At 57.5% G+C, this 21,561-nt stretch carries 24 protein-coding genes; 17 read left to right on the top strand and 7 right to left on the bottom strand.

What is annotated here, in order from left to right:
• The 5 genes from BFQ03_RS22440 to BFQ03_RS22420 form a co-directional block, all read left to right on the top strand.
• Positions 1–927: ribonucleotide-diphosphate reductase subunit beta (locus BFQ03_RS22440; protein WP_065942917.1), on the top strand; the 927-nt coding region annotated here is incomplete at its 5' end.
• Positions 928–1,036: 109 nt separating this feature from the next.
• On the top strand, positions 1,037–2,371 hold the full coding sequence (locus BFQ03_RS22435; RefSeq protein ID WP_065944046.1) for a KAP family P-loop NTPase fold protein: 1,335 nt from the start codon (positions 1,037–1,039) through the stop codon (positions 2,369–2,371).
• 377 nt (positions 2,372–2,748) lie between these two features.
• A complete protein-coding gene (locus tag BFQ03_RS22430; RefSeq protein ID WP_065944045.1) occupies positions 2,749–3,276 on the top strand; it encodes a BRO-N domain-containing protein in 528 nt (175 codons plus the stop codon).
• Between the two features lie 99 nt (positions 3,277–3,375).
• Positions 3,376–4,089 carry an HNH endonuclease gene (locus tag BFQ03_RS22425; RefSeq protein ID WP_065944044.1) on the top strand — a complete coding sequence of 238 codons (714 nt, stop codon included), beginning with the start codon at positions 3,376–3,378 and terminating at the stop codon, positions 4,087–4,089.
• Between the two features lie 72 nt (positions 4,090–4,161).
• Positions 4,162–4,806 (top strand): HAD-IB family hydrolase, encoded by a 645-nt coding sequence (locus BFQ03_RS22420; RefSeq protein WP_032862618.1) that lies wholly within the window; start codon positions 4,162–4,164, stop codon positions 4,804–4,806.
• Between the two features lie 20 nt (positions 4,807–4,826).
• Here the strand turns inward: BFQ03_RS22420 and BFQ03_RS22415 are convergent, their stop codons facing one another.
• Together BFQ03_RS22415 and vapB are read right to left on the bottom strand one after the other, a co-directional pair.
• Complete coding sequence (locus tag BFQ03_RS22415) at positions 4,827–5,231, bottom strand: type II toxin-antitoxin system tRNA(fMet)-specific endonuclease VapC (RefSeq protein ID WP_032862617.1); 405 nt, start codon at positions 5,229–5,231, stop codon at positions 4,827–4,829.
• Positions 5,224–5,463, bottom strand: coding sequence for a type II toxin-antitoxin system VapB family antitoxin (gene vapB / locus BFQ03_RS22410; protein ID WP_032862615.1), 240 nt, complete (start codon positions 5,461–5,463; stop codon positions 5,224–5,226). The genes BFQ03_RS22415 and vapB overlap by 8 nt, the downstream gene beginning before the upstream one ends.
• A 200-nt stretch (positions 5,464–5,663) precedes the next feature.
• Here vapB and BFQ03_RS22405 point away from each other — a divergent pair, with 200 nt between their 5' ends.
• Positions 5,664–6,614, top strand: a complete 951-nt coding sequence (locus tag BFQ03_RS22405) for a hypothetical protein (RefSeq protein ID WP_065944043.1) — start codon at positions 5,664–5,666, stop codon at positions 6,612–6,614.
• A 124-nt stretch (positions 6,615–6,738) separates the two neighbouring features.
• Complete coding sequence (locus tag BFQ03_RS22400) at positions 6,739–7,113, top strand: helix-turn-helix domain-containing protein (protein ID WP_032862613.1); 375 nt, start codon at positions 6,739–6,741, stop codon at positions 7,111–7,113.
• 19 nt (positions 7,114–7,132) lie between these two features.
• On the opposite strand, the gene BFQ03_RS22395 is transcribed toward BFQ03_RS22400, so the two are convergent.
• Positions 7,133–7,687 carry a hypothetical protein gene (locus BFQ03_RS22395; protein ID WP_065944048.1) on the bottom strand — a complete coding sequence of 185 codons (555 nt, stop codon included), beginning with the start codon at positions 7,685–7,687 and terminating at the stop codon, positions 7,133–7,135.
• Positions 7,688–8,037: 350 nt separating this feature from the next.
• A complete protein-coding gene (locus BFQ03_RS22390) occupies positions 8,038–9,093 on the bottom strand; it encodes an MBL fold metallo-hydrolase (protein WP_065944042.1) in 1,056 nt (351 codons plus the stop codon).
• Between the two features lie 134 nt (positions 9,094–9,227).
• Here BFQ03_RS22390 and BFQ03_RS22385 point away from each other — a divergent pair, with 134 nt between their 5' ends.
• From BFQ03_RS22385 to BFQ03_RS31025, 3 genes are all read left to right on the top strand, one after another.
• Positions 9,228–9,851 carry a TetR/AcrR family transcriptional regulator gene (locus BFQ03_RS22385; protein WP_032862611.1) on the top strand — a complete coding sequence of 208 codons (624 nt, stop codon included), beginning with the start codon at positions 9,228–9,230 and terminating at the stop codon, positions 9,849–9,851.
• A gap of 197 nt (positions 9,852–10,048) precedes the next feature.
• Positions 10,049–11,107 carry a diguanylate cyclase gene (locus BFQ03_RS22380; RefSeq protein WP_065944041.1) on the top strand — a complete coding sequence of 353 codons (1,059 nt, stop codon included), beginning with the start codon at positions 10,049–10,051 and terminating at the stop codon, positions 11,105–11,107.
• 297 nt (positions 11,108–11,404) lie between these two features.
• On the top strand, positions 11,405–12,724 hold the full coding sequence (locus BFQ03_RS31025) for a methyl-accepting chemotaxis protein (RefSeq protein ID WP_065944040.1): 1,320 nt from the start codon (positions 11,405–11,407) through the stop codon (positions 12,722–12,724).
• An 18-nt stretch (positions 12,725–12,742) separates the two neighbouring features.
• On the opposite strand, the gene BFQ03_RS22370 is transcribed toward BFQ03_RS31025, so the two are convergent.
• Positions 12,743–13,630 carry a LysR family transcriptional regulator gene (locus tag BFQ03_RS22370; protein WP_065944039.1) on the bottom strand — a complete coding sequence of 296 codons (888 nt, stop codon included), beginning with the start codon at positions 13,628–13,630 and terminating at the stop codon, positions 12,743–12,745.
• Positions 13,631–13,710: 80 nt separating this feature from the next.
• Between BFQ03_RS22370 and BFQ03_RS22365 the strand changes: the two genes are divergently transcribed.
• Both BFQ03_RS22365 and BFQ03_RS22360 read left to right on the top strand, forming a co-directional pair.
• Positions 13,711–14,418, top strand: a complete 708-nt coding sequence (locus tag BFQ03_RS22365) for a CTP synthase C-terminal region-related (seleno)protein (RefSeq protein WP_065944038.1) — start codon at positions 13,711–13,713, stop codon at positions 14,416–14,418.
• Positions 14,415–14,741 (top strand): antibiotic biosynthesis monooxygenase family protein, encoded by a 327-nt coding sequence (locus BFQ03_RS22360; protein WP_032862605.1) that lies wholly within the window; start codon positions 14,415–14,417, stop codon positions 14,739–14,741. Before BFQ03_RS22365 ends, BFQ03_RS22360 begins: the two co-directional genes overlap by 4 nt.
• A gap of 29 nt (positions 14,742–14,770) precedes the next feature.
• On the opposite strand, the gene BFQ03_RS22355 is transcribed toward BFQ03_RS22360, so the two are convergent.
• Positions 14,771–15,094, bottom strand: a complete 324-nt coding sequence (locus BFQ03_RS22355) for a DUF2025 family protein (RefSeq protein WP_032862604.1) — start codon at positions 15,092–15,094, stop codon at positions 14,771–14,773.
• Positions 15,095–15,340: 246 nt separating this feature from the next.
• Between BFQ03_RS22355 and BFQ03_RS22350 the strand changes: the two genes are divergently transcribed.
• Together BFQ03_RS22350 and BFQ03_RS22345 are read left to right on the top strand one after the other, a co-directional pair.
• Positions 15,341–16,468, top strand: a complete 1,128-nt coding sequence (locus tag BFQ03_RS22350) for a glycerophosphodiester phosphodiesterase (protein ID WP_032862603.1) — start codon at positions 15,341–15,343, stop codon at positions 16,466–16,468.
• Complete coding sequence (locus tag BFQ03_RS22345) at positions 16,469–17,149, top strand: helix-turn-helix transcriptional regulator (protein ID WP_065944037.1); 681 nt, start codon at positions 16,469–16,471, stop codon at positions 17,147–17,149.
• 57 nt (positions 17,150–17,206) lie between these two features.
• Here BFQ03_RS22345 and BFQ03_RS22340 read toward each other — a convergent pair whose 3' ends face one another.
• Entirely contained in the window at positions 17,207–18,088 is an 882-nt protein-coding gene (locus tag BFQ03_RS22340) for a sterol desaturase family protein (RefSeq protein WP_065944036.1), read from the bottom strand.
• A gap of 151 nt (positions 18,089–18,239) precedes the next feature.
• Here BFQ03_RS22340 and BFQ03_RS22335 point away from each other — a divergent pair, with 151 nt between their 5' ends.
• The 3 genes from BFQ03_RS22335 (at position 18,240) to BFQ03_RS22325 (ending at position 21,508) form a co-directional block, all read left to right on the top strand.
• A complete protein-coding gene (locus BFQ03_RS22335) occupies positions 18,240–18,545 on the top strand; it encodes a PepSY domain-containing protein (RefSeq protein WP_032862600.1) in 306 nt (101 codons plus the stop codon).
• A gap of 152 nt (positions 18,546–18,697) precedes the next feature.
• A complete protein-coding gene (locus tag BFQ03_RS22330) occupies positions 18,698–19,720 on the top strand; it encodes a transporter (RefSeq protein ID WP_065944035.1) in 1,023 nt (340 codons plus the stop codon).
• A 171-nt stretch (positions 19,721–19,891) separates the two neighbouring features.
• Complete coding sequence (locus tag BFQ03_RS22325) at positions 19,892–21,508, top strand: inorganic phosphate transporter (RefSeq protein ID WP_032862598.1); 1,617 nt, start codon at positions 19,892–19,894, stop codon at positions 21,506–21,508.
• The last annotated feature ends 53 nt before the right edge of the window (positions 21,509–21,561 follow it).

The raw sequence follows: 21,561 nt of genomic DNA, 5'->3' as shown, positions 1-21,561 counted from the left end.
AAATACCTCGACGGCTGCGCCAACCACTGGATGCCGCAAGAGGTCAACATGACCGCCGACATCGCCCTGTGGAAAAACCCCGAGGGCCTGACCGACGACGAACGTCGCATCGTCATGCGCAACCTGGGCTTCTTCTCCACCGCCGACTCCCTGGTCGCCAACAACCTGGTCCTGGCCGTATACCGCCTGATCACCAACCCGGAGTGCCGCCAGTACATCCTGCGCCAGGCCTTCGAAGAGGCGATCCACACCCACGCCTACCAGTACTGCATCGAATCGCTGGCCATGGATGAAGGCGAGATCTTCAACATGTACCACGAGATCCCATCGGTCGCTAAAAAAGCCGCCTGGGGCCTGAAGTACACCCGTTCGATCTCCGATCCGAAGTTCGAAACCGGCACCGTCGACACCGACAAGGAACTGCTGCGCAACCTCGTCGCCTACTACTGCGTACTGGAAGGCATCTTCTTCTACTGCGGCTTCACCCAGATCCTGTCCATGGGCCGTCGCAACAAAATGACCGGAGTGGCCGAGCAGTTCCAGTACATCCTGCGCGATGAGTCGATGCACCTGAACTTCGGTATCGACGTGATCAACCAGATCAAAATCGAAAACCCACATTTGTGGGATGCCGAGATGAAGGAAGAAGCGACCCAAATGATCCTGCAAGGGACCCAGTTGGAGATCGAATACGCACGCGACACCATGCCGCGCGGCGTGCTGGGCATGAACGCGGCGATGATGGAGGACTACCTCAAATTCATCGCCAACCGTCGCCTGTCGCAGATCGGCTTGAAGGAAGAATACCCAGGCACGACCAACCCGTTCCCGTGGATGAGCGAGATCATGGACTTGAAGAAAGAGAAGAACTTCTTTGAGACGCGGGTGATTGAGTATCAGACGGGTGGGGCGTTGAGCTGGGATTGATTACATCGGCAGGTCAAATGGGCTACCACACCCTCTAACACTCATGTTAAAACCCCGCTAAAGCGGGGTTTTTTATGCCCTACACACACCAACAAACAGGGATGTAACAGTGCTCATCAAAACCCCAAACCTTGAAGGAAAAGAAATCTCTGGCTTCACCCCGGACGTTGATATATTTGACAGAAAAGATTTAGGCGAGGCCATTTCTAATCTTTTCGAAAGCACAGATGAAAACTTGATAGTTGGTATTGATGGTCAATGGGGCGAAGGAAAAAGCACCTTTGCATTAATGTTGTCAGCCCATTTAAACAAAGAAAAAAATATCCCGACAATTTACTTTGACGCATTTAAGAACGACTTCCAGAAGGATGCTTTTCTTGCTGTCGCGAGTGAGCTACAAGAAATTTTCGAAAGCCATTCCACCGATTCTAAAAAAGAATTCAGAACATCAATAATAAAAGCATCTAAAGCAATGGCACGCGGCGCAATTAGAATCGTTGCACGAACAGCAACAGCTGGAATTTTAGACGATACGTTTCTGGACAACCTTGGCACTTCCGACAATGCTGAAGATGAAATCTCTGATGGGATTGACAAAATACTTTCAAGCAAGCTAGACGATACAAAAACGGACAAGGCCTCCCTTGAAACCTTTAGAAAAACATTAGAAAAGAACATTGAGATTTTAGGCAACAACAAACCTGTGGTATTTATTATAGATGAACTTGATCGATGCAGACCAGACTTTTGCCTTGAGCTTATCGAGCAGGTAAAGCACCTATTCAGTGTAAAAAACCTTAAATTCCTCTTCATCACTAATAGAAATCAGATTCATGCCTCGATAAGAAAAAGATATGGCCAAAATATAAATTCACATTTATACCTTCAGAAGTTCATGGATCTGTGGATAGAGCTACCCAGAATCGAGACAGAATATAACAGCCATAGTGAAACCTACTTCAAACACCTTATAAGCAGCGTAACGCAAGAAAATGAAACTCTCGGAAACTATTTAGTATTTGAAACACTCAAAAGCTTATTCATTACCAACAAAACCAGTTACCGAGGCATACAAAAAACCGTATCCTACTTGGCGATATTTTTTAACACCTCAAAAATCACTGAGTACACACCATATTATCAAACAGCTATAGCGCTCGCCTGCTTTAGTAAAGCGGAGCAACCAGAACTAATAAACAAAATACACACATCTACCAATCACCTTCAAACACTTAACACCTTCTTCCCCCCACAAAATATAACAAAACATAGATCAAGTTATGCTCAGGAACACGCAGAAGTTCTACTTCGATATCTTGCATCAACCGAAGATCAACAAAAAGAAATGATTAAAAATAGAGAGATTGACTCTGGCTTCGGACGAATGATACCTACGGACCTATTCAAAACCATAAACAACAAATTAAATCTTTTTTCAAACTAAATCGATTCGATTGCTCTTAAAAGTGGTAGTCACCAACCTTGACCATGCCATCGGCAGTCCATATCCTCTACGTCAGGTGCCTAAGAAACACCTCACACAGCGGACTGACCGCACCCGACAGTAGCGGCTTTTTTGTGCCTACGGTTTCCCCGTGGGCGTCGAAAATCTCTGTTATGCCGGGAGTGGGCGAATACAAGACCCGAAAGGGGAATATGTCCGGCCCTCTGTGTGGGGTTTCTTAACTCCCGGCACCCAGCCCTAAGAAAGCTGACATCACACAGAGGTAATGGAAATGCCTAGAATTTTCACCTTCCTCGCGAAGGCTACCCGCTGCCTAAACGCCGCGCCCCAAACACTTCCACTCCAGGAGGTGCGCCATGCATGATCCCTACGCCCCCACTGTCTTCACGCGTCAAAACCTTCCTCTCCATTCTCTCCTTCTGGAAAACCAACCCTGGTTTTGCGCCCGCGACCTTGGACGTTTAATGGGTCGATATCTGGATGAGCGAACCACACGCAAGCTCGATGAAGACCAGCACAGAACCGTAAACCTACTGTTCCACGGTCAACCTGAAGAAATGCTGATGATCAGCGAATCCGGTGCTTACGCGCTGCTGGTTTATCACTACGCACCGGGTAATCGACTACTGCGCAGTTGGCTCACTCACGAAGTCGTTCCGACATTACGAGATGAGCGCCAGCCACAAACAGTGGAGCGTCCATTGTTGAGCATGCTGGATTGGCCGCAGATGTCGCTGAGTCTGCTGCATTGGCAAGATGAAGGCTGGATACGGCTTAGGGACATGCCTTATTTGTTGGTGAGTAAAACCGATAGAGCGTCCGCGAAGACTCCATTTTGGCGAAGGCTCACCCAACCTTTTCGAATGAAGCAACGATTTTACTAACGCAGGCGACAGCCAAATCCTGCCGACAAGTAGGAAATTTCGTAGACGCAATAATGGCTACTCAGTATCGTCCGAGGGTTTTCTACCCTCGGCGGCTGTATGGATACTACAAAAGACAAAACGGACTGGGACGATGCGGAGTTAGCGGCTGCGGTCGAGGCGTACTTGAAGATGTTGGCGTGGGAAAAGCGCGGCCGGCCTTTTAATAAAGCCCTCGAAAACCGCATGTTACGCGAAGGGCCAGTGGCGGGCCGCGCGAAGGGCTCCATTGAGTTTCGCATGCAAAATATCTCCACCGTTCTCACGCGTATGGGATTGGACCGTATAGAGGGTTATAAGCCCGCGAAGAATGTGGGCTCCGGCGTAGAGCAGCGTATCCGCCAAGCATTGACGGCGCAGGGCGTGTTCGAATCCGAGGACGCAGCCCAGACCGCCGACGAGCAGACGCTAGTCCGCCGCACCGCAAAACTGCTGCGACAAGATTTCGACAAAGTCCCAGACGGCATTGCACTGCCACAGAAAGTGGCCATCACCAGCAGCACCTTTGTTCGCGACCCCAAAGTGCGCGCTTGGGTATTAAAGGAGGCCAAGGGTATTTGCGAAGGCTGTGGTTCTAACGCGCCGTTTGAAGTGGACGGTTTGCCATTTCTTGAAGTACATCACCTCAAGCACCTGGCCCGGAAGGGTTCGGATCGCATCTCCAATGCTGTAGCCTTGTGCCCCAATTGCCATCAGCGTTGTCACCGGTCGAGTGACCGGGATGAGTTCACTGCAGGCTTCTACTCGAAAATCGACAGATTGATACCCGAGTAGACGCCTGCGGTCACCGCTTATGCATTCCAAGAAAATAGTAGATAGGACCGAGGCCACCCCGTGAACCCAGACATGCTAGAAGCCGGCCCAGTGGGCGCCAAGGTACTTTCAGTCTTCGACTTCGACGGCACCCTGACCCGCCACGACAGTTTTGTGCCGTTCCTCAAGTTTGCTTTCGGCAAGCAGGAATTCAACCGCCGGATGCTCAAGCTGGCGCTGCCGGGCTTGCGCTTCCTGTTGCGCCGGATGAGCCGCGATGAACTCAAGGCCCAACTGATTCGCACCTTTATGACCGGTGTGGAGAAGGCTTGGGTGCAGCAGAAAGCCGAGGAGTACTGCAAGGCCTATTGGAACAAGCTGATGCGCCCTGCCGGTTTGCAGTCGGTGGCCGACGAGATTGGCTCAGGTGCCGAGGTGACGCTGTGTTCGGCCTCGCCGGCAATCGTGTTGCAGCCTTTTGCTGATCGGCTGGGGATCAAGTTGATCGGCACCGAGCTTGAGGTGGTCGATGGAGTGTTGAGTGGGCGGCTCACGGGTAACAACTGCCGTTGCGAGAACAAGGTGCTGCGCCTTGAAGCGATTTATGGGGACTTGGGCGAGTATCGGCTAAGGGCCTGGGGTGACACGCGCGGGGATCGCGAGTTGCTGGCGGCGGCGCAGGATGCGCATTGGCGGCATTTTCATTCGGCCAAGCGTAGAAGTCGCAAGCAACGTTGAACGCTTGCCTGGCGAACGTCTTAGGCAGCAATCCAGTTTTCAACAAGCAGGCCGTTTACGCGCTTGAACTCACCCTCGTTGTTCGTCACCAGTACCAGGCCAGAGCTTCTGGCATGGCTGGCTATGTGCAAGTCATTGACGCCAATGGGGGTGCCCTTTTTTTCCAGGTCGGAACGAATTGAGCCGTAGTGAAAAGCGGCTTTTTCATCGTAATGAATGATGTCGAGCCGAGAGGTGAAATCTTCCACTGCTCGAGTGTTTCGCTCAACAAACTGGCTTTTTTCGGCCCCATGCATGAGCTCAGCCAAGGTGATTGAGGAAATCACCAGACGCCCAACATTGGCATTGAATTTCTCGAGTATTTCAATAGGCCTACGCTTGATGATGTAAATCACAATGTTGGTATCAAGCATGTATTTAATCATCAAACGACTCTCTCTCTTGCTGGGCCGGTTCAGTTCGCTCCGCCATAAAGTCATCGGATACTGATTCGCCCGCAAGGAAAAAACTGTCCCATGTGTTTTCAACCGGCGAGATGATCAAATCACGCCCAACGGCACGGACCTCGACGGTTTTCACGCCGTCAGGGAAACGCAATTCGGCCGGAATCCGGATATTTTGCGTCCGATTATTTGTAAAGACTGTTCCAGTAGACATGAGATCACCTCATTTAAGGAGAGCAAACAAAGGATAGTCGCTTCATGCTCTATTGCAAAGCTCTATAGCCTGGTGATCAAGTCTACTGTCACATACCGAAAGTCGTTTATTAAGGGGGGCTGCCGCGACGGAAGACCGGATATTTGTGCTACCCGCACAACCCCGCTATTAATAGCGAACCTTCCCACGGACCCGCCCCGATGAAATTCGACACAGCCTATTGCCTGAGCCTGGACGAAAAGCTGTCGATCTATGACGTGCGCGACCTGAATTTCGACGAAACCGCCGCCTTCGATTCCGACAAGGACAGTTTCCTCTGCCCCAACGATGATTGCCGTGCGGCGTTTGCGGCGGGCAATGTGCTCGGTACGTTCAACGGGAAGAACGTCAACTACCTGCGTACCCCGCATTTCAAGAACCTGCCCGGCACCCGGCATATCGACGGTTGCCGCTACGCCAGTCACAGGGCCGTGGCAGGAGACACCGAGGATGAGCGCGAGGAGAACTTCCCGTCGGAGTTTGTGCTGACTCGGCGTCAGTACGAACGCAAGGCAGTCATCCGAGGTTCTGCAGACGCTATCCCACAGGATCTGACGAAAGCGCCTGCGAAAATATCCAATACATCCCACAGTGCCAGCGAAACCACACCGGACAAGACCAGTGTCTTTGCCCACCCGGTGGAATGCTACGTGTCCAACATCGATGACAAAGACAAGCTCAAGGGCATGCCGTTGAAGATCGGTGAACAGACCGCGACTTATTGGGCGTTTTTCAAGAAGATCGAATACCTACAGGACAACAAAGGCTTGATCTACTGGGGCCGGATCAAGGCGATCAAGGACTACACCAGCAGCTTTCGCATCGATTTCGAAAAGAAGGTGTGGCTCGACAAAAAACCGTATTCCGTCAACGTCTACCTGAACAAGAAACTGATCGAGAACTACCGCAAGCGCAAGGCGTTCCTGGAACAGATCAAGGCCGCCGTCGACAGTGAACGCCCGTTGTATTGCTTCTTCTATGGTGTGACGCCGGAGTTGAAGCAGGTACCGAGCAAGAAAAACCCCCAGCAGACATTCGGCGTGTTCAGTGCCGATATCCAGAACCTGGACCACCTGCTTATCCGCGAGGCGCCGGGGCTGGAGGAGAAATGACCCGCAGCCCCCGTCAATCACGGGCCGGCCAGCCAGGAAATGATCCAGTTGATGAACGGTCAAAACAACTGTACAAAAACACAGTATAGTTTGCCCTCCCCCGTTGGCATCCTGGAGAAAGCCCATGTCCTCTCTGGCAGTGAGCACCACCGTAGATCAGCAAATCGTCCTTCATCAGTTCACCCCACGGCACAGTGTCCAGGCTCGCGCGCTATTGGGCTGGAGCCGGGAAGACCTGGCCCGGCACGCCGGGGTTGGAATGGACGCCATACAGCGCTTTGAAAGCCATGAGGAGGTGGATGACGCCGTTCGCATTGCCTTGGCGTTTCGCCTGGAACACGAAGGCTTGGTATTTTTCCCGGGGTTTGCGCCAGGATGGGGCATGAGCGGGCGCCGCTCTGTCGCTGCACAGGTCGATGCCGCACCCGGCCGTCGTGGCCTAATAGCACGGATGCTGGGCTCGACATCGTCGAACACGCCTCAACCCAACGGGGCATAGGCCTGACCGCGCAAAGGGCTCACCTCGCAGGCACGTTACCGTATGCGGCCTGCATGGCCTGCTGATAGGCCCGGACCAGTGCCGACAGTGAGTCCCGTGCCCAACGTGCGCCATAGAACCAAAGCACGACATGGCTGCCATCGGTAGCATCGTTGAATATCTGGCATACACCTGGATATCCGGTTTTGCAGAAGCCGTGGAAGGCTGGGCTTTGCCCATCGGACACCAACGCGTCGAGGCGATGCTCACTCACCCGCTCATCGATCTCGTTGCTGGACGCCTGGGTGAAATACGCAGCGGCATCGGGTAACTGCGCCATCACTGGCAGCACTTCAGCGCCGGCAACCTTTAGCACCTCCAGGGCCTGGAGAAATCCGCTGGAATGCTCCACCGTTTCACGCACACCGTTACGCAGGTATTCGTCAGCAAAACCGATACGCCAAGTGGCCAGGACAGGAGCAGATTTTGCGGAACGGTTATCCATGATGGGTGGGACTTCCATCAGGACCTGGCCGGCGGGGTCGAGGCCACTCAAGGCAATAAGCGATAGCGACGGATCACGTACGGTCTTCATCATCGGGCCAGGGATATCGAACCTGGGGCCCTGGACGGTAGTGAGCGTAGTCGCCACACCCACAGGAGCCGCCGAAGACTGGAACTCAATGCAGCCCCGAGAAATGCCCACGGTATTCGCCAACCCCGACGGTGCGCTCGGCTTACAAACACTGTGATCAAAGCCATGGAATACTGAATGCACCCCGACAGGACAGGGTACACATGGCCGCAAGGTCTTCCTACATTTGTCCTCCATAAGTCCCCACTCCCAGAAAATGGCTTTCCGGGATCATCGCACCCTTTTCCGGTCGTCTCTCTGGGCAGAAACACCTTGAAAGTCCTTTTTGCAGACCAGACGTTGCTGCCCCTTCAGTTCACTAGCGGTTCTGCCGCCTGAGCCTCGACATCCAGCCACCAGGCATGCCCGCGCTCAGGTGCACCCAGCATGAAAGCCTGGCCCATGGCGGGTGTGGTAATCGACACATTGCGCTCCCAGGCCAAGGCCATGATGCGGTCAAACGGTTCATGCCAGGCATGGAATGCCAGGTCAAAGGTGCCGTTGTGGATCGGCAGCAACCAGCGCCCCTTCAGGTCGATATGGGCCTGCAAGGTTTGTTCGGACTGCATGTGCACATGTGGCCAGTCGACGTTGTAGGCGCCGGTTTCCATCAAGGTCAGGTCAAATGGCCCGTACTGCTCGCCAATACGCTTGAAACCCTCGAAATAACCGGTGTCGCCACTGAAAAAGATGCGCCGGGCATCATCGATCATCACCCACGACGCCCACAGCGTCTGGTTGCCATCAAACAGTCCACGCCCCGAAAAGTGCTGGGCAGGAGTCGCGACAAAACGGATACCGTCCACTTCCGTGCTCTGCCACCAATCCAACTGCCGCACCTTGTCTGGCGCGACACCCCATTTGATCAAGGTGTCACCGACACCCAGTGGCGCCAAGAAATAGCGGGTCTTGCCAGCCAATTGCACCACGGCCTGGCGGTCCAGGTGATCGTAATGGTTGTGCGACAGGATCACCGCCTCGATCGGCGGCAGTTCTTCAAGGCTGATGGGCGGCTGGTGGAAGCGCTTGGGACCGGCCCAGTTGAAAGGCGAAGCACGCTCGGCAAATACCGGATCGGTCAGCCAGAACTTGCCGCGCATTTTCAGCAGGACGGTGGAATGCCCAAGGCGATAGACGCTGTGATCCGGAGCACTCAGCAGTTGTTCACGCGTCAGGCGCTGCACCGGAATTTCACCCACGGGCCGGGTACTGCGAGGCTTGTGAAAAAGCATCTTCCAGAAAATCTGCAGGGTTTTGCCAAAGCCTGCGCGGTTGACCGCGGCATGGTTACTGAAGTGACCTTGCTGCTGCTCGGACGACTTGAGTGCGGGAGATGAGGTGTCGAGACGGGTAGAGATCGTGGCCATTACAAAGTGACTCCGGTACGTTCTGCTGATGCAGATCAACAACTACACTGCACAGTGTAGTTTCAAGATTGCAACAAAACCCGGACCAAGTAAACTACCGAGTGTAATTTTCTTCCCAGAGCCGAAAAGCCCCCATGACTGCACCTCAACGCCTCACCGACCGCAAACGCGAAGCCATCGTGGCAGCAGCCATCAGCGAGTTTCGCGACAACGGTTTCGAGGTCACCAGCATGGACAAGATCGCCGCCACCGCTGGCGTCTCCAAGCGTACGGTGTACAACCACTTTCCCAGCAAAGAGGAGTTGTTCACCGAAATCCTGCATCAGTTGTGGGCCAGCAGCGTGGCGCAACTGGATGTCAGCTACAGCCGCGAACATCCCCTGCGCGATCAGTTGCGCGTGTTGCTGCAAGCGAAGATGAAAATGATGTCGGACGCCAACTTTCTCGACCTGGCCCGAGTCGCGATTGCCGCGACCATCCACTCCCCGGAGCGCGCCCAGGACATCGTCAATCGCCTGAGCGAGCGCGAAGAGGGTTTTACCTTATGGGTGCGCGCAGCGCAGGAAGACGGACGACTCAAACCCGTCGACCCATGCTTTGCCGCCCACCAGGTGCAAAGCCTGCTCAAGGCATTCGCTTTCTGGCCACAAATCACCCTGGGCCAGCCCACCCTCGACGCGCCCACCCAGGCCAACGTGATCGAGTCGGCAATGGATCTGTTCCTGGCCGGCTACGAGATTGCCGCCGCCCCGCGGTAACCCCCTCTGTCGTCAATAAGACACTGACAGGTCGTTTTTGCCTTAAACCCTGGCAATAGCCGCGCAAATGGCCTGGAAGGACACTGATTATTCCTGCGTAAATCCCTGACAATAATCGCCTGTCATCTGGCGTAAATGGCCTTTGGATAAGGTACGCCTTCGCCACCTAAAAAAAGAAGAACCTGACGCAGGGATCTATGGAAAACCTTCGAGGCAAAGGGCTGTCGTTTGCCCGGCGCATTTATCGGCCGCGCATGATCGGGTTGGGTATTGGCAGCCTGTGCGTGTTCGCAGCCCTGTATCCGCTGGCGATGCCAGGCTGGATCTGGGGCTTGTGGCTGTTCAACGCCTTTATCTGGCCGCACCTGGCGTACCAGCTGTCGAGCCATGCAGCGTTCCCCTACCAGGCCGAGCGCCGCAACCTGCTCTATGACTCCCTGTCCGGTGGGTTCTGGGCCGCAGCCACGCAATTCACGCCGCTGACCGCAGTCACCATCCTCGCGATGATGACCATGCACAACGTCGCGGCGGGCGGCAAACAGCTGATGATCCAGGGCCTGCTCGCACAACTGGCAGGTGTTGCACTGGCCTGGCTGGTGTTTGGCCCTTCGTTCAACCCCAATGTCGGCCTGATCCAGGTGTATGCCTGCCTGCCGATGTTGATCCTCTACCCCGTTGCCATCGGCATGGCCAGTTATCGCCTTGCTATCAAGCTCTCGGAACACAAGCGCGCCCTGAGTGCCTTGAGCCGTACCGACAGCCTGACCGGCCTGCTCAATCACGGCTCCTGGAAGGACCTGCTGCAACTGAAGTTCCACACGTGCCAGCAGCAACAGTCCCAGGCCACCATCGCGCTGATCGATATCGACCACTTCAAGCAGATCAACGATGCTTATGGCCATATCGTCGGCGATCGGGTCTTGCGGCAACTGAGCAAGGAATTGCTGCGCAACGTGCGGGAAAATGACTTGGCTGGCCGCTACGGCGGCGACGAATTCTGTGTGATCCTCCCGGACGTGCCGCTGGAACAGGCCAGCTATGTGATGGAGCGCCTGCGGGAAATGTTCAGCCGTTACCGCGACCCACAGGTTCCTGAGCTGCGGGTCAGCCTGAGCATTGGTCTGGCGGCCTACCAGGTGCACTTCACCCAGGCGCATATGTGGCTCAATGCTGCGGACCAGGCGCTGTATGCCGCCAAGGGGACCGGGCGCAATCGCGTGACGGTCGCCGAATCGCGGATCGCACGTTCCGCTTGAATGGGCTAATTATCCAGGCCGTGTCTTCGTCCATCTTGTAGAAGCCAGCTTGGCGCCCGTTGCAGATCGGCCAGCGCCGACAAAAATCAAAATGCCACCATTTATCGGATCCTGTGAGTTTCGCCGTTTTTTGCGCGAACTTCCGTCACCGCCCATGACTCTCAGCTCTCAGTTCCACCGCCTGTCGGTATAAAGGAAGCCGGCAATGAGCAAGTCTACCGTGGGCCATGAAGCCTCACGGCGTACAAGCGCACCCAGGGATAACGCCTCGCACTTTGCTTGCCCGAGTCCGCGACCATGCTATTTAGCGCCCATAAAAAAACCATTACTGCCCTGCAAGACACTGTCAGCCAACAAGCCAGCCTGCTCGATGCAATTGAACGCTCGATGGCGGTCATTGAATTCGACCTGCAAGGCAACGTCCTGCGTGCCAATACCAACTTTCTGCAGACCATGGGCTACCGCGAAGATCAGGTGGTGGGGCAATCCCATCGCCTGTTCTGCCCCAGCGCGTTTGCCCGTAGCGCCGAGTACAGCCAGTTATGGACGCAATTGGCTAACGGCCGATTCCAGTCCGGGACCTTCGAGCGCGTGACCGCCGATGGTCATTCGGTGTGGCTGGAAGCCAGCTACAACCCGGTGTGCGACCCATCCGGCCGCGTGATGAAAGTAGTCAAGTACGCCTTGGACGTGAGCGCCAGAATGCAGGCCGAAAGCGAAACCAACGCCAAGCTTGAGGCGATTGACCGAGCCATGGCCGTGATCGAATTCAACCTCGACGGCAGCATCATTACCGCCAACCAGAACTTCCTCCAGCGCATGGGCTATAGCCTGGCAGAGCTGCAGGGCAAGCATCATCGCCTGTTCTGCAAACCGGAACTTGCCAACAGCAGTGAGTACAGTGAGTTCTGGCACCGGCTGAACCAGGGTCAGTTGTTCAGCGGCCAGTTCGAGCGCCTCACCCGCAGCGGCCAGACGCTGTGGCTGGAAGCCAACTACAACCCGGTGTACGACGCCAGCGGCCGCTTGTGCAAGATTGTGAAGTTCGCGTCCGACGTCACGGCCATGGTGCAAAAGCACGCCGAAGATGCCCAGAGTGCAACCCAGGCGTATCACATTTCCCTGCAAACCCGGGATATCGCCGAAAAAGGCGCCGAGGTCATTGAGCAAACCGCCAGCGGCATCCATGACATAGCCGCCGACGTTGAACACTCATCCCGACTGATCGCCAAGCTGGGCGAGCGTTCGCAGCAGATCACCGCCATCGTCAACACCATTCGCGCGATTGCCGACCAGACCAACTTATTGGCCTTGAATGCAGCCATTGAAGCCGCACGCGCAGGTGACCAGGGCCGCGGGTTTGCGGTGGTCGCCGATGAAGTCCGGCAACTGGCCGCACGCACCAGCGGCTCCACGGCACAGATTTCGAGCATGATCGAGATGATCCAGAGCGAAACCCGCCAGGCTATCGACAGCATGGACAACACCCGCGACCGCGCCGCCCAAGGCGTAGAACTGGCCAATCAGGCCGGCACGGTGATCCTGCAAATTCGCGAAGGCACCAGCGATGCCGTACGCGCGGTGAGAATGTTTGCCAATGAACGGGCCGGGTTGTAGAGACCGGCTTGCCGGCGTCTACGAGGGCTGGCGCAAGTGCCGGCCCAGTTCATCGAACAACGTCACCACTGATCGCAGTGCCCGGCAGTCCGGGCGTGTGAGCAACCACAGCGCCGTATCATGCCCCGCGAGTGCCGGCCCCAATGGCTGCAACCCATGGCCTTCCCCCAACAGAAAATCCGGCAGCGCCGCCACGCCCAGGCCGGCACGTACCAACTCGGTCGCGGATAACATGCTGTTGCACCGGTAGCTGGGCCTGACGCCAGGCAAGTGCTGGCGACGCCAAGCCACGGTGGGATGGTCGGGCAGGAAGTCATCCGGGGCGATCCAGGCCAAGGTGGCCAGGTCCTGAGTGTCGTGCTGCTGTGCATAGCCGGGACTGGCGCAGACGCGATAGGACACCGTCCCCAAGCACCGTCCCACCAAGTGCTCCGGGGGTGTGCGGGTCAGGCGCAGGGCAATGTCGGCATCGCGTCGGCTGAGGTTGGCAAAGTCGTTGGACGTGCTCAGTTCCAGAGTCAGCGCCGAATAGCCCGGCATGAACCGGGCCAGGGCCGGCAGTAATAGGCCCTGCAACACCGAGTCGGTGCAGGTCAGGCGCACGGTGCCGCTGATGACCTCGCCGCCCTGCTCCACCCCTACCCGCGCCGCTTCCAGCGCCTGCTCGGCACGTTCCGCCTGCTGGGCGAGTGTCGTGGCCAGGCTGGTCGGCAGGTAACCGGCACGGCTCTTTTCGAACAGCACCTGGCCCAGTGACGATTCCAGGCGCCGCACAGCCCGAAACACCGTGGACACATCCACTCGCAGCAAAGCCGCCGCCCGGGCCAGGGTGCCACCACGCACCAGGGCAAGGACCAGTGCCAGGTCGGGATAGTCGAGCTGATAGTGCGTGGCTGCATTGAGCATGTGGAGTAACGCCAATATTGATTGCGTGAACGCCAATCTATAGTGCGCTCCAGGACTCGACAAGCCATTGGACGCCAGCTATGAACCCCACTGCCCTGCACCTCGCCCTGATTGGCGATTACGACCCGCAAGTGACAGCACACCAAGCCATCCCGCTTGCATTGCAACAGGCCAGCGCACAGCTGGGCCTGACGATACAGGTTGAATGGCTGGCCACTGACACCCTCATCGACGCCCAAGCCTTGCAGCCCTTCGACGGGTTCTGGTGCGTACCTGCCAGCCCCTATCGCGATATCGACGGTGCCTTGCGGGCGATCCGTTTTGCCCGCGAACAGCGGCGTCCTTTCCTCGGCACCTGCGGCGGCTTTCAACATGCTGTGCTGGAATATGCGCGCAATGTGCTGGGCTGGGCCGATGCCGAACATGGCGAACTGGCACCCGATGCGCCACGTGCGGTGATCACCCCCTTGGCGTGCGCCTTGGTCGAGACGATCGCCCCGGTACGCCTGATGGCGTTCACACGGATTGCCGAGGCTTATGGCACCCTTGAAATCCAGGAGGGTTATCGTTGCCGCTATGGCGTCAATCACGACTTCGAACAGGCGTTGCTGGAGGACAATCTGATTGGCAGCGCCCATGACTCAGCGGGCGAGGTACGGGCCTTGGAACTGCTGGACCATCCGTTTTTTGTCGCCACCCTGTTCCAGCCAGAGCGCGCGGCACTCAAGGGAGCCAGCGTGCCGCTGGTCACGGCATGGCTCATGGCCTGTCAGGCGTGTTCGGCATGATCGCCAAGACACCCGCCCCGCCCTATTACGCAGTGATCTTCACCTCCCTGCGCACCGACACCGATCCAGGCTACGCACAGGCCGCCGAACGCATGCTCGAACTGGCCCGCGAGCAACCGGGGTTTCTCGGCGTAGAGTCGGCCCGGGGCGAGGATGGGTTGGGGATTACCGTGTCCTACTGGGCCTGCGAGGCGGCCATCCTGGCCTGGAAACAACACGCCGAGCACCGTGAAGTGCGCGAACAGGGCCGGGCCACCTGGTACTCAGCCTTTCAGACACGGGTATGCAAGGTCGAGCGGGCTTATGCCTTCAGCGCCCTGTAGAGGCAGCGCCTACAAGGGATCAACCGTGATCAATTGACCAGGCTGCGCACCGCGCTGATCTGCGGGATCTCTACCCGGCGCATGTACACCCGCAGCGGCTCAGTGATGTTGATACGGTCGTCGATGTTCTGGTCCAGCAACAGTTGGATGTGCTCGCGGGACAGGGTCATGGCCTGGTCAGCCGCGGGCTGCCAGACAAACTCGCTGGTGGGGATGATGCCGTCGTCGGCGACGTCCATGCCGAACGAGTCTTCGCTGAAACGTACGATGTACTGGCCGGTCTTGCGGTTCAGGCCGACAAAGCCGTTGAGTTGGTCGGCGGCCTGGCAGATGAGTTCTGATGTGATGCGCATGCTAAACCTCACTGAAAAATCCCACAGGGGAAGTGAACGATGGTTTACACGCGAGGCAGAAAAATAAGGCAATACAGGTTTCCCTCTGGCGGGGAAGCTCGGACCAAGAGTACTGCATAGCACGGCACAAAAGCGCAGAAAAATAGCGCATGCGCACGTTAATGTCGGTTTGGTGATAGCGCGATTTGCATGCAATTGTTAAAAAGGGAGCCTTCTTGAAGTTACCTCCACGAAAGGACCTCGCACATGCCTGCTACGTTTACCAAGAGTGCCCTGCTGCTCGCCCTGATGATGGGCCTTGGCCACGCACAGGCTGCAAACCCTGTCAGCCCGGTTGAACTGGCGACGAAAGACGGCATTCCCCACCCCGCCGTGATCGCCCACCGGGGTGCGTCCTTCGATGCCCCGGAATCCACCGCCGCAGCCTACAAGGTCGCCCGCGACCTGGGCGCCGACTACCTGGAACTGGATCTGCAACGCAGCAAGGATGGCGTGCTGTTCGCCCTGCATGACAACAACCTGCAACGCACCACCGATGTCGCCACCAAGTTCCCGGAGCGCAAGGACAGCCCGGCCAACGAATTCACCTGGAAGGAGCTGCAAACCCTCGATGCCGGCAGTTGGTTCAACGCCGCCTACCCAGACCGTGCGCGCCCGGGCTTTGTCGGTTTGAAAATCCTCAGCCTGGACGACATCATCAAGATCGCCGAAGGCAACCCCCAGCACAAACCCGGCCTGTACATCGAGACCAAAGAGCCCAAGCAGTTTCCCGGCATCGAAGCCGACCTCAAAGACAAGCTGCAGGACAAGGGCTGGCTGAGTGCTGCCGGCTCCAAACTGGGCAAGAGCAACACCGGTGTAGGCCAGGGCAAAGGCCGCGTCATCCTGCAAACCTTCGAGGTTGCCAGCCTCAAAGAGCTACAAAAGGAAATGCCCAACACCCCGAAAATCCTGTTGCTGTGGGTGGGTGAAGGCAGCATCGAGCCCAAGTCCAAGGTGACCTTCGCCGAATCCGGCGAACCGACCAAGGCGGCCTACTATGCCAAGCAGGAACCCAAGGACGCTGCCGAATTCGAGAAGTGGGTCGATGAAGCCAAGAGCCTCGGCGCCATCGGTACTGGTCCATCGGCCCAATTGACCGACCTGGGTGACCAGAGCTATTCGGACCTGGTGAAACCCGAGATGAACCAGTTGACCCACGACAAAGGCCTGCTGGTACACGTCTATACCGTCGATGAACCGGTGGACTTCAAGAAGGTCATGGACGCTGGCGTCGATGGCATCTTCACCAACCGTGCCGCCGAACTGCTGAAGTTCTACAAGCGCTGGCCGTCTTCCAGCGTGCAGGATCTGCTGCAGGACAACGGTTACTGAGTGACAGACGAGTGGTCGGGCCAACTGTGGCTGGGCCGTGATTACGGCCTGATCCTCGGTGAGACGGGGCGCACTGCGCCCCATGCCCATTACGCCCATCAATTTATCCTGTCCTCGGATAGCCCCGTCACGGTCAGCCTTGATGGGCATCTGCACACGGCTTGTCGCCTGTTCATCCCCTCCCGTCAAAGCCATGCCATCGTCCAGACCCAGGGCAACGTGTTGATGGCATATGTGGAACCCGGCGCGTTTGACGCCCAGGTATTGCAACACGCCCTGGACGCAGCCGACTTCGGCCTTGAAAGCTTCGAACAGACTCTGCGGCGACTGCCACGTCGCCGCGCTGACGATGCGCGGGTGCAACGCGCCCTGCTCACCCTCGATCAACAATTGAGCGGCAAGGTCTCGGCGCAGTCACTGGCACAGGCGGCGCATCTGTCCTTGAGCCAGTTGGAGCGTCTGTTCGTCAACCAGCTCGGCGTGCCGGTGAGGCGCCTAGTGATGTGGCGACGCTTGCGCATGGCCCTGGACCTGGCCCTGAACGGCCACACGTTGACCGAAGCCGCCCATGGCGCGGGTTTTGCCGACTCGGCGCACTTTTCCCGCACCATGAAGCAACTGTTTGGCGTGACCGCCGGGGCCTCGTTGCGCCATCTCCAGGTACACCTGCTCCCCCTGTAGGAGCGAGCTTGCTCGCGAAGAACTCGAGAGCACCGCATCAAACCAGACAGCTCATGCCTACATTTGGAGAGTGCTTGGGACAGGCGGCTCTTTACTCAACTGGATGGCCGTAAAGGGGTCACGCAGTTGCCCAAGATAATCCACCGGGAAATCCGGACGGCTGCCGATGCCCAGGTCGCCCTCACCCATTCGATAGTCCTCGGTGTAAAACGCAGTCCCCAACAGCCAATCCCACAGGTTGAAAAACAAACCGAAATTCACATCTCCCGCCCGGCCGTATTTCATATGGTGAAAGCGGTGCACCGGCGCCCAGGCAAATACCCAGCGCAACGGCCCCAGGCGCATAGCGACATTGGAATGTTGCAACAACAGTTGGATCGCAATGGCCAATGCCAACAACATCGCCACGTCCACGGGAATCCCCAGCAGGATCAGCGGCAGCAGGCCCGCCGTTGCTTCCAGCATCTGGTGCAACGGGTGCTTCATCAAGCCATTGAAACCATAGAGCCGCTGCACGCTGTGATGCACGGCATGCAAACGCCAGAGAGCGGCGATGCGATGACTGGCGTAATGCATCAGCGTGATGCCCGCATCGGCAATCACGATCGCCAACAGCAACTGCGCCCACAGCGGCCAGGTGCGTGGCCAGGCTCCATCAATCGCCAGCCACGCCGTCAGCAGCGGCAGCACCAACAAGCCCAGGGTATTCAGGCTTTCGTTGACCAACGCATGAAAGATATCCCGGCGTCGGTCCCCCAAGGGGCGATTCCATTGCGGCTCGTAAGGCAGCCACAGCTCTGCAATAAACGACACGCCGATGGCCACGGCAAACACCGCCAGCAACCAGTGAGGCTCTCCCTTCGCGACCAGCCAAAGCCCCACGCCAATAAATCCCGCCCAGAACACGGGTGCATACAGCCAAGCCATTATCTGTTTCATGTGTGCCTCCTGAAGTTGAGACACCAGCATGAAATTTCCCGACGCGGGCCGATTGAACAAACAACGCAAACGTCCTACACAATTAAGGGTGAATTAAGTTGCACGGGTTAACCTGATCCCACTTAAACAGCTCACCCCAAAGGACTCCACCATGAAAAACCTGACCGCTCTGTTCGCTGCTGCTGCCCTGACCCTGACTGCTGGTTTGGCCCAGGCTGATGTTCGCCCGGACCAGATTCCAAGCCTGCTGCAATCGGGCGCGGTGAAGCCTTTCGAACAGCTCAACGCTGCCGCCGTAGCCCTGCACGCCGGCGCTGCCATCAATGACACCGAACTGGATAACGAAGCCGGCCGCCTGGTCTACGAAGTTGACCTGACCGACACTACCGGCAAGAAGTGGGACGTGAAGCTCGACGCCAAGACCGGCGCAGTGCTGGAAAACAAGCAAGACACTTGAGTCGTTCGATGAACAAAGCCGCGCCGCCTTCGGGCCGCGCGGCTTTTTTGTGCCCGTTGCCAAACCGTCACAAAACTGTCAAACCGCCTTGCAATGATTGCGCGATGCGAACCTGTGAAACGTCCTACAGGCGCTTTCCTCTGCGAGCCACCATGAACCACAGCATCGACCACGGCCACCAGGACTCCGACCTGTTTGGCCTGCTTTATGGTTTCCGCTTCAAACCCGGTGAAAAAGCCGAACAAATCGACTCGGCGACCGTGCTCAAGGCTTTGCAAGATCCTGGCGCCCCCGATGAATTCCTGTGGCTGCATCTGAACCTGGCCCACGCGGCCTGCCAACGCTGGATGCAGGCCCATCTGGAACTGCCGGAAGAATTCTTCGAGGCGCTGCACGAAGGCTCGCGCTCGACCCGCATCGAACATGTGGACTCGGCCTTGCTGGCGGTGGTCAACGACGTGGTGTTCAACTTCAGCAGCATGGTCTCGTCGGATATTTCCACCTTATGGGTCTGTGCCCGTAGCCGCCTGTTGGTCAGCGCGCGCCTGCAACCGCTGCACTCGGTGGACAAGCTGCGTTCTTCGGTGAAAGCCGGCGAACACTTTCGTTCGCCTCTGGAGTTGCTCGTGCATCTGTTGCGCGATCAAGGCGAGGTGCTGACGCAGATCGTGCGCAAGACCAGCCAGAGCGTGGACCAGATCGAAGACCAGTTGCTGTCCTCGCGCCTGTCCACCAACCGCGCCGAACTGGGTGCTATGCGCCGGGTGCTGGTGCGCCTGCAACGCCTGCTGGCACTGGAGCCGGGCTCGCTGCTGCGCCTGCTCAACCGCCCGCCGCAGTGGCTGCAAAAGGAAGACGTGAAAGAGTTGCGCAAGTCCACCGAGGAGTTTGCGCTGATCATCAACGACCTCACGGCCCTGGGCGAACGGATCAAGTTGTTGCAGGAAGAAATCGCCGCCAACCTCAACGAACAAAGCAACCGCACGCTGTTTACCCTGACGGTGGTGACGGTGCTGGCACTGCCGATCAATATCATCGCCGGTTTTTTTGGCATGAACGTCGGGGGGGTGCCACTCTCCCAGGATCCCGAGGGGTTCTGGATCCTGGTGGCGTTGGTGGCGACGTTTACTGTGATTGCCGGCAGATGGGCGTTTCGCAAGCGCCGGGATTACTGACATTGCAATGCAATCAACCTGTGGGAGCTGGCTTGCCAGCTCCTACAATGATTGGCGGTGTTTTTTGGACCGGCGGCGAGCCGAATACGCCAAACACTGATTTGACGCAGCATCTCTGTAACATTCTGCAACGATCATGGGAAACATCCTCCTCACACTGGATGCTCCGGCATGGCCACCCCTTCCCTGACTGCCTCTCCCCAGGCTGACGCCACTGACGCAAAACCGCAATTGGACAAAAAACCCGGCCTGCTCACGGTGATCGTGTTCTTCGCCGTGCTCGCCATGGGCCTGTTGTTCACCGCCTACAGCCTGATGCACGACATGCATGAACTGGGCACGGTGGTCACCACCTGGACACCGTTCCTGCTGCTGGGCGTGGCGCTGCTGATTGCCTTGGGTTTCGAGTTCGTCAACGGCTTCCACGACACCGCCAACGCCGTGGCGACGGTGATCTACACCAACTCGCTACCGCCGCATTTCGCCGTGGTCTGGTCGGGGTTCTTCAACTTCCTCGGGGTGCTGCTGTCCAGTGGCGCGGTGGCCTTTGCCATCATCGCCTTGCTGCCGGTGGAGTTGATCCTGCAGGTCGGCTCATCCGCCGGTTTTGCAATGATCTTCGCCCTGCTGATTGCGGCGATTCTGTGGAACCTGGGCACGTGGTGGCTGGGGTTGCCGGCGTCGTCTTCCCATACGCTGATCGGCTCGATCATCGGGGTTGGCGTGGCCAATGCCCTGATGCATGGCCGTGACGGCACCAGCGGCGTGGACTGGGCCCAGGCGATCAAGATCGGCTATGCGCTGCTGCTGTCGCCACTGATCGGCTTCGGCTTTGCGGCCCTGTTGTTGCTGGCGCTGCGGGCCTTTGTGAAAAACCGTTCGCTGTACAAGGCGCCCGTAGGCAACACGCCGCCGCCCTGGTGGATTCGCGGCATGTTGATCGTGACCTGCACTGGTGTGTCGTTTGCCCACGGTTCCAATGACGGCCAGAAGGGCATGGGCCTGATCATGCTGATCCTGGTCGGTACCTTGCCGATGGCCTATGCCTTGAACCGCACCATGCCGGCCGACCAGTCATTGCAGTTCGCCGCGGTGGCCGAAGTCACCCAGCAAGCCCTGGTGAAAAGCGCACCGCAGCCAGCCCCTGCCGACCCGCGCCCCGTGTTGTCGACGTATGTGCGCACCAAAGAAACCACCCCGGAGTTGATCCCCGCCCTCGCCGCCCTGACCGGGCACATCGGTGAACAAGTGAAGGGCTACGGTTCACTGGCCAAGGTGCCCGCCGAGGCCATGGGCAACGTGCGTAATGACATGTACCTGACCAGCGAAACCATTCGCCTGATGGACAAGGGCAAGGTCGGCAACTTCGACGCCGACACCCTGGGCAAGCTGCAACTGTTCAAGCAACAGATCGACAATGCGACGCGCTTTATCCCGCTGTGGGTGAAGATCGCCGTGGCCATCGCCCTGGGCCTGGGCACCATGGTCGGTTGGAAGCGCATTGTGGTGACCGTCGGCGAGAAAATCGGCAAGACCCACCTGACCTACGCCCAGGGCGCCTCGGCCGAAACCGTGGCCATGCTGACCATTGGCGCCGCCGATATGTTCGGGTTGCCGGTATCCACCACCCACGTGCTGTCGTCAGGCGTGGCCGGGACCATGGTTGCCAATGGGGGTGGCTTGCAGATGAAGACCATCCGCAACTTGCTGATGGCCTGGGTGCTGACGTTACCGGCGGCGATTGTGTTGTCAGGTAGCTTGTACTGGCTGTTCACTCAACTCTTCTAAAGCACCGCAAAACAAAAATGTGGGAGCGGGCTTGCTGGCGAAAGCGGTGGATC

Source organism: Pseudomonas sp. 25 R 14, assembly GCF_900004755.1.
GTDB lineage: Bacteria > Pseudomonadota > Gammaproteobacteria > Pseudomonadales > Pseudomonadaceae > Aquipseudomonas > Aquipseudomonas brenneri.
Note: the sequence above shows the minus strand (reverse complement) of the source record. Positions and strands in the feature narration are given on the sequence as shown.

What these genes read in the sequence shown, in the direction of transcription:
- BFQ03_RS22335 (WP_032862600.1), top strand. Translation starts at nt 18,240, where the DNA reads ATGAAAAACCTGACCGCTCTGTTCGCTGCTGCTGCCCTGACCCTGACT.
- BFQ03_RS22340 (WP_065944036.1), bottom strand. Translation starts at nt 18,088, where the DNA reads ATGAAACAGATAATGGCTTGGCTGTATGCACCCGTGTTCTGGGCGGGA.
- BFQ03_RS22380 (WP_065944041.1), top strand. Translation starts at nt 10,049, where the DNA reads ATGGAAAACCTTCGAGGCAAAGGGCTGTCGTTTGCCCGGCGCATTTAT.
- BFQ03_RS22360 (WP_032862605.1), top strand. Translation starts at nt 14,415, where the DNA reads ATGATCGCCAAGACACCCGCCCCGCCCTATTACGCAGTGATCTTCACC.
- BFQ03_RS22325 (WP_032862598.1), top strand. Translation starts at nt 19,892, where the DNA reads ATGGCCACCCCTTCCCTGACTGCCTCTCCCCAGGCTGACGCCACTGAC.
- BFQ03_RS22415 (WP_032862617.1), bottom strand. Translation starts at nt 5,231, where the DNA reads ATGATTAAATACATGCTTGATACCAACATTGTGATTTACATCATCAAG.
- BFQ03_RS22395 (WP_065944048.1), bottom strand. Translation starts at nt 7,687, where the DNA reads ATGAAGACCGTACGTGATCCGTCGCTATCGCTTATTGCCTTGAGTGGC.
- BFQ03_RS22400 (WP_032862613.1), top strand. Translation starts at nt 6,739, where the DNA reads ATGTCCTCTCTGGCAGTGAGCACCACCGTAGATCAGCAAATCGTCCTT.
- BFQ03_RS31025 (WP_065944040.1), top strand. Translation starts at nt 11,405, where the DNA reads ATGCTATTTAGCGCCCATAAAAAAACCATTACTGCCCTGCAAGACACT.
- BFQ03_RS22425 (WP_065944044.1), top strand. Translation starts at nt 3,376, where the DNA reads ATGGATACTACAAAAGACAAAACGGACTGGGACGATGCGGAGTTAGCG.
- BFQ03_RS22420 (WP_032862618.1), top strand. Translation starts at nt 4,162, where the DNA reads ATGCTAGAAGCCGGCCCAGTGGGCGCCAAGGTACTTTCAGTCTTCGAC.
- BFQ03_RS22430 (WP_065944045.1), top strand. Translation starts at nt 2,749, where the DNA reads ATGCATGATCCCTACGCCCCCACTGTCTTCACGCGTCAAAACCTTCCT.
- BFQ03_RS22405 (WP_065944043.1), top strand. Translation starts at nt 5,664, where the DNA reads ATGAAATTCGACACAGCCTATTGCCTGAGCCTGGACGAAAAGCTGTCG.
- vapB (WP_032862615.1), bottom strand. Translation starts at nt 5,463, where the DNA reads ATGTCTACTGGAACAGTCTTTACAAATAATCGGACGCAAAATATCCGG.
- BFQ03_RS22385 (WP_032862611.1), top strand. Translation starts at nt 9,228, where the DNA reads ATGACTGCACCTCAACGCCTCACCGACCGCAAACGCGAAGCCATCGTG.
- BFQ03_RS22390 (WP_065944042.1), bottom strand. Translation starts at nt 9,093, where the DNA reads ATGGCCACGATCTCTACCCGTCTCGACACCTCATCTCCCGCACTCAAG.
- BFQ03_RS22370 (WP_065944039.1), bottom strand. Translation starts at nt 13,630, where the DNA reads ATGCTCAATGCAGCCACGCACTATCAGCTCGACTATCCCGACCTGGCA.
- BFQ03_RS22330 (WP_065944035.1), top strand. Translation starts at nt 18,698, where the DNA reads ATGAACCACAGCATCGACCACGGCCACCAGGACTCCGACCTGTTTGGC.
- BFQ03_RS22350 (WP_032862603.1), top strand. Translation starts at nt 15,341, where the DNA reads ATGCCTGCTACGTTTACCAAGAGTGCCCTGCTGCTCGCCCTGATGATG.
- BFQ03_RS22355 (WP_032862604.1), bottom strand. Translation starts at nt 15,094, where the DNA reads ATGCGCATCACATCAGAACTCATCTGCCAGGCCGCCGACCAACTCAAC.
- BFQ03_RS22365 (WP_065944038.1), top strand. Translation starts at nt 13,711, where the DNA reads ATGAACCCCACTGCCCTGCACCTCGCCCTGATTGGCGATTACGACCCG.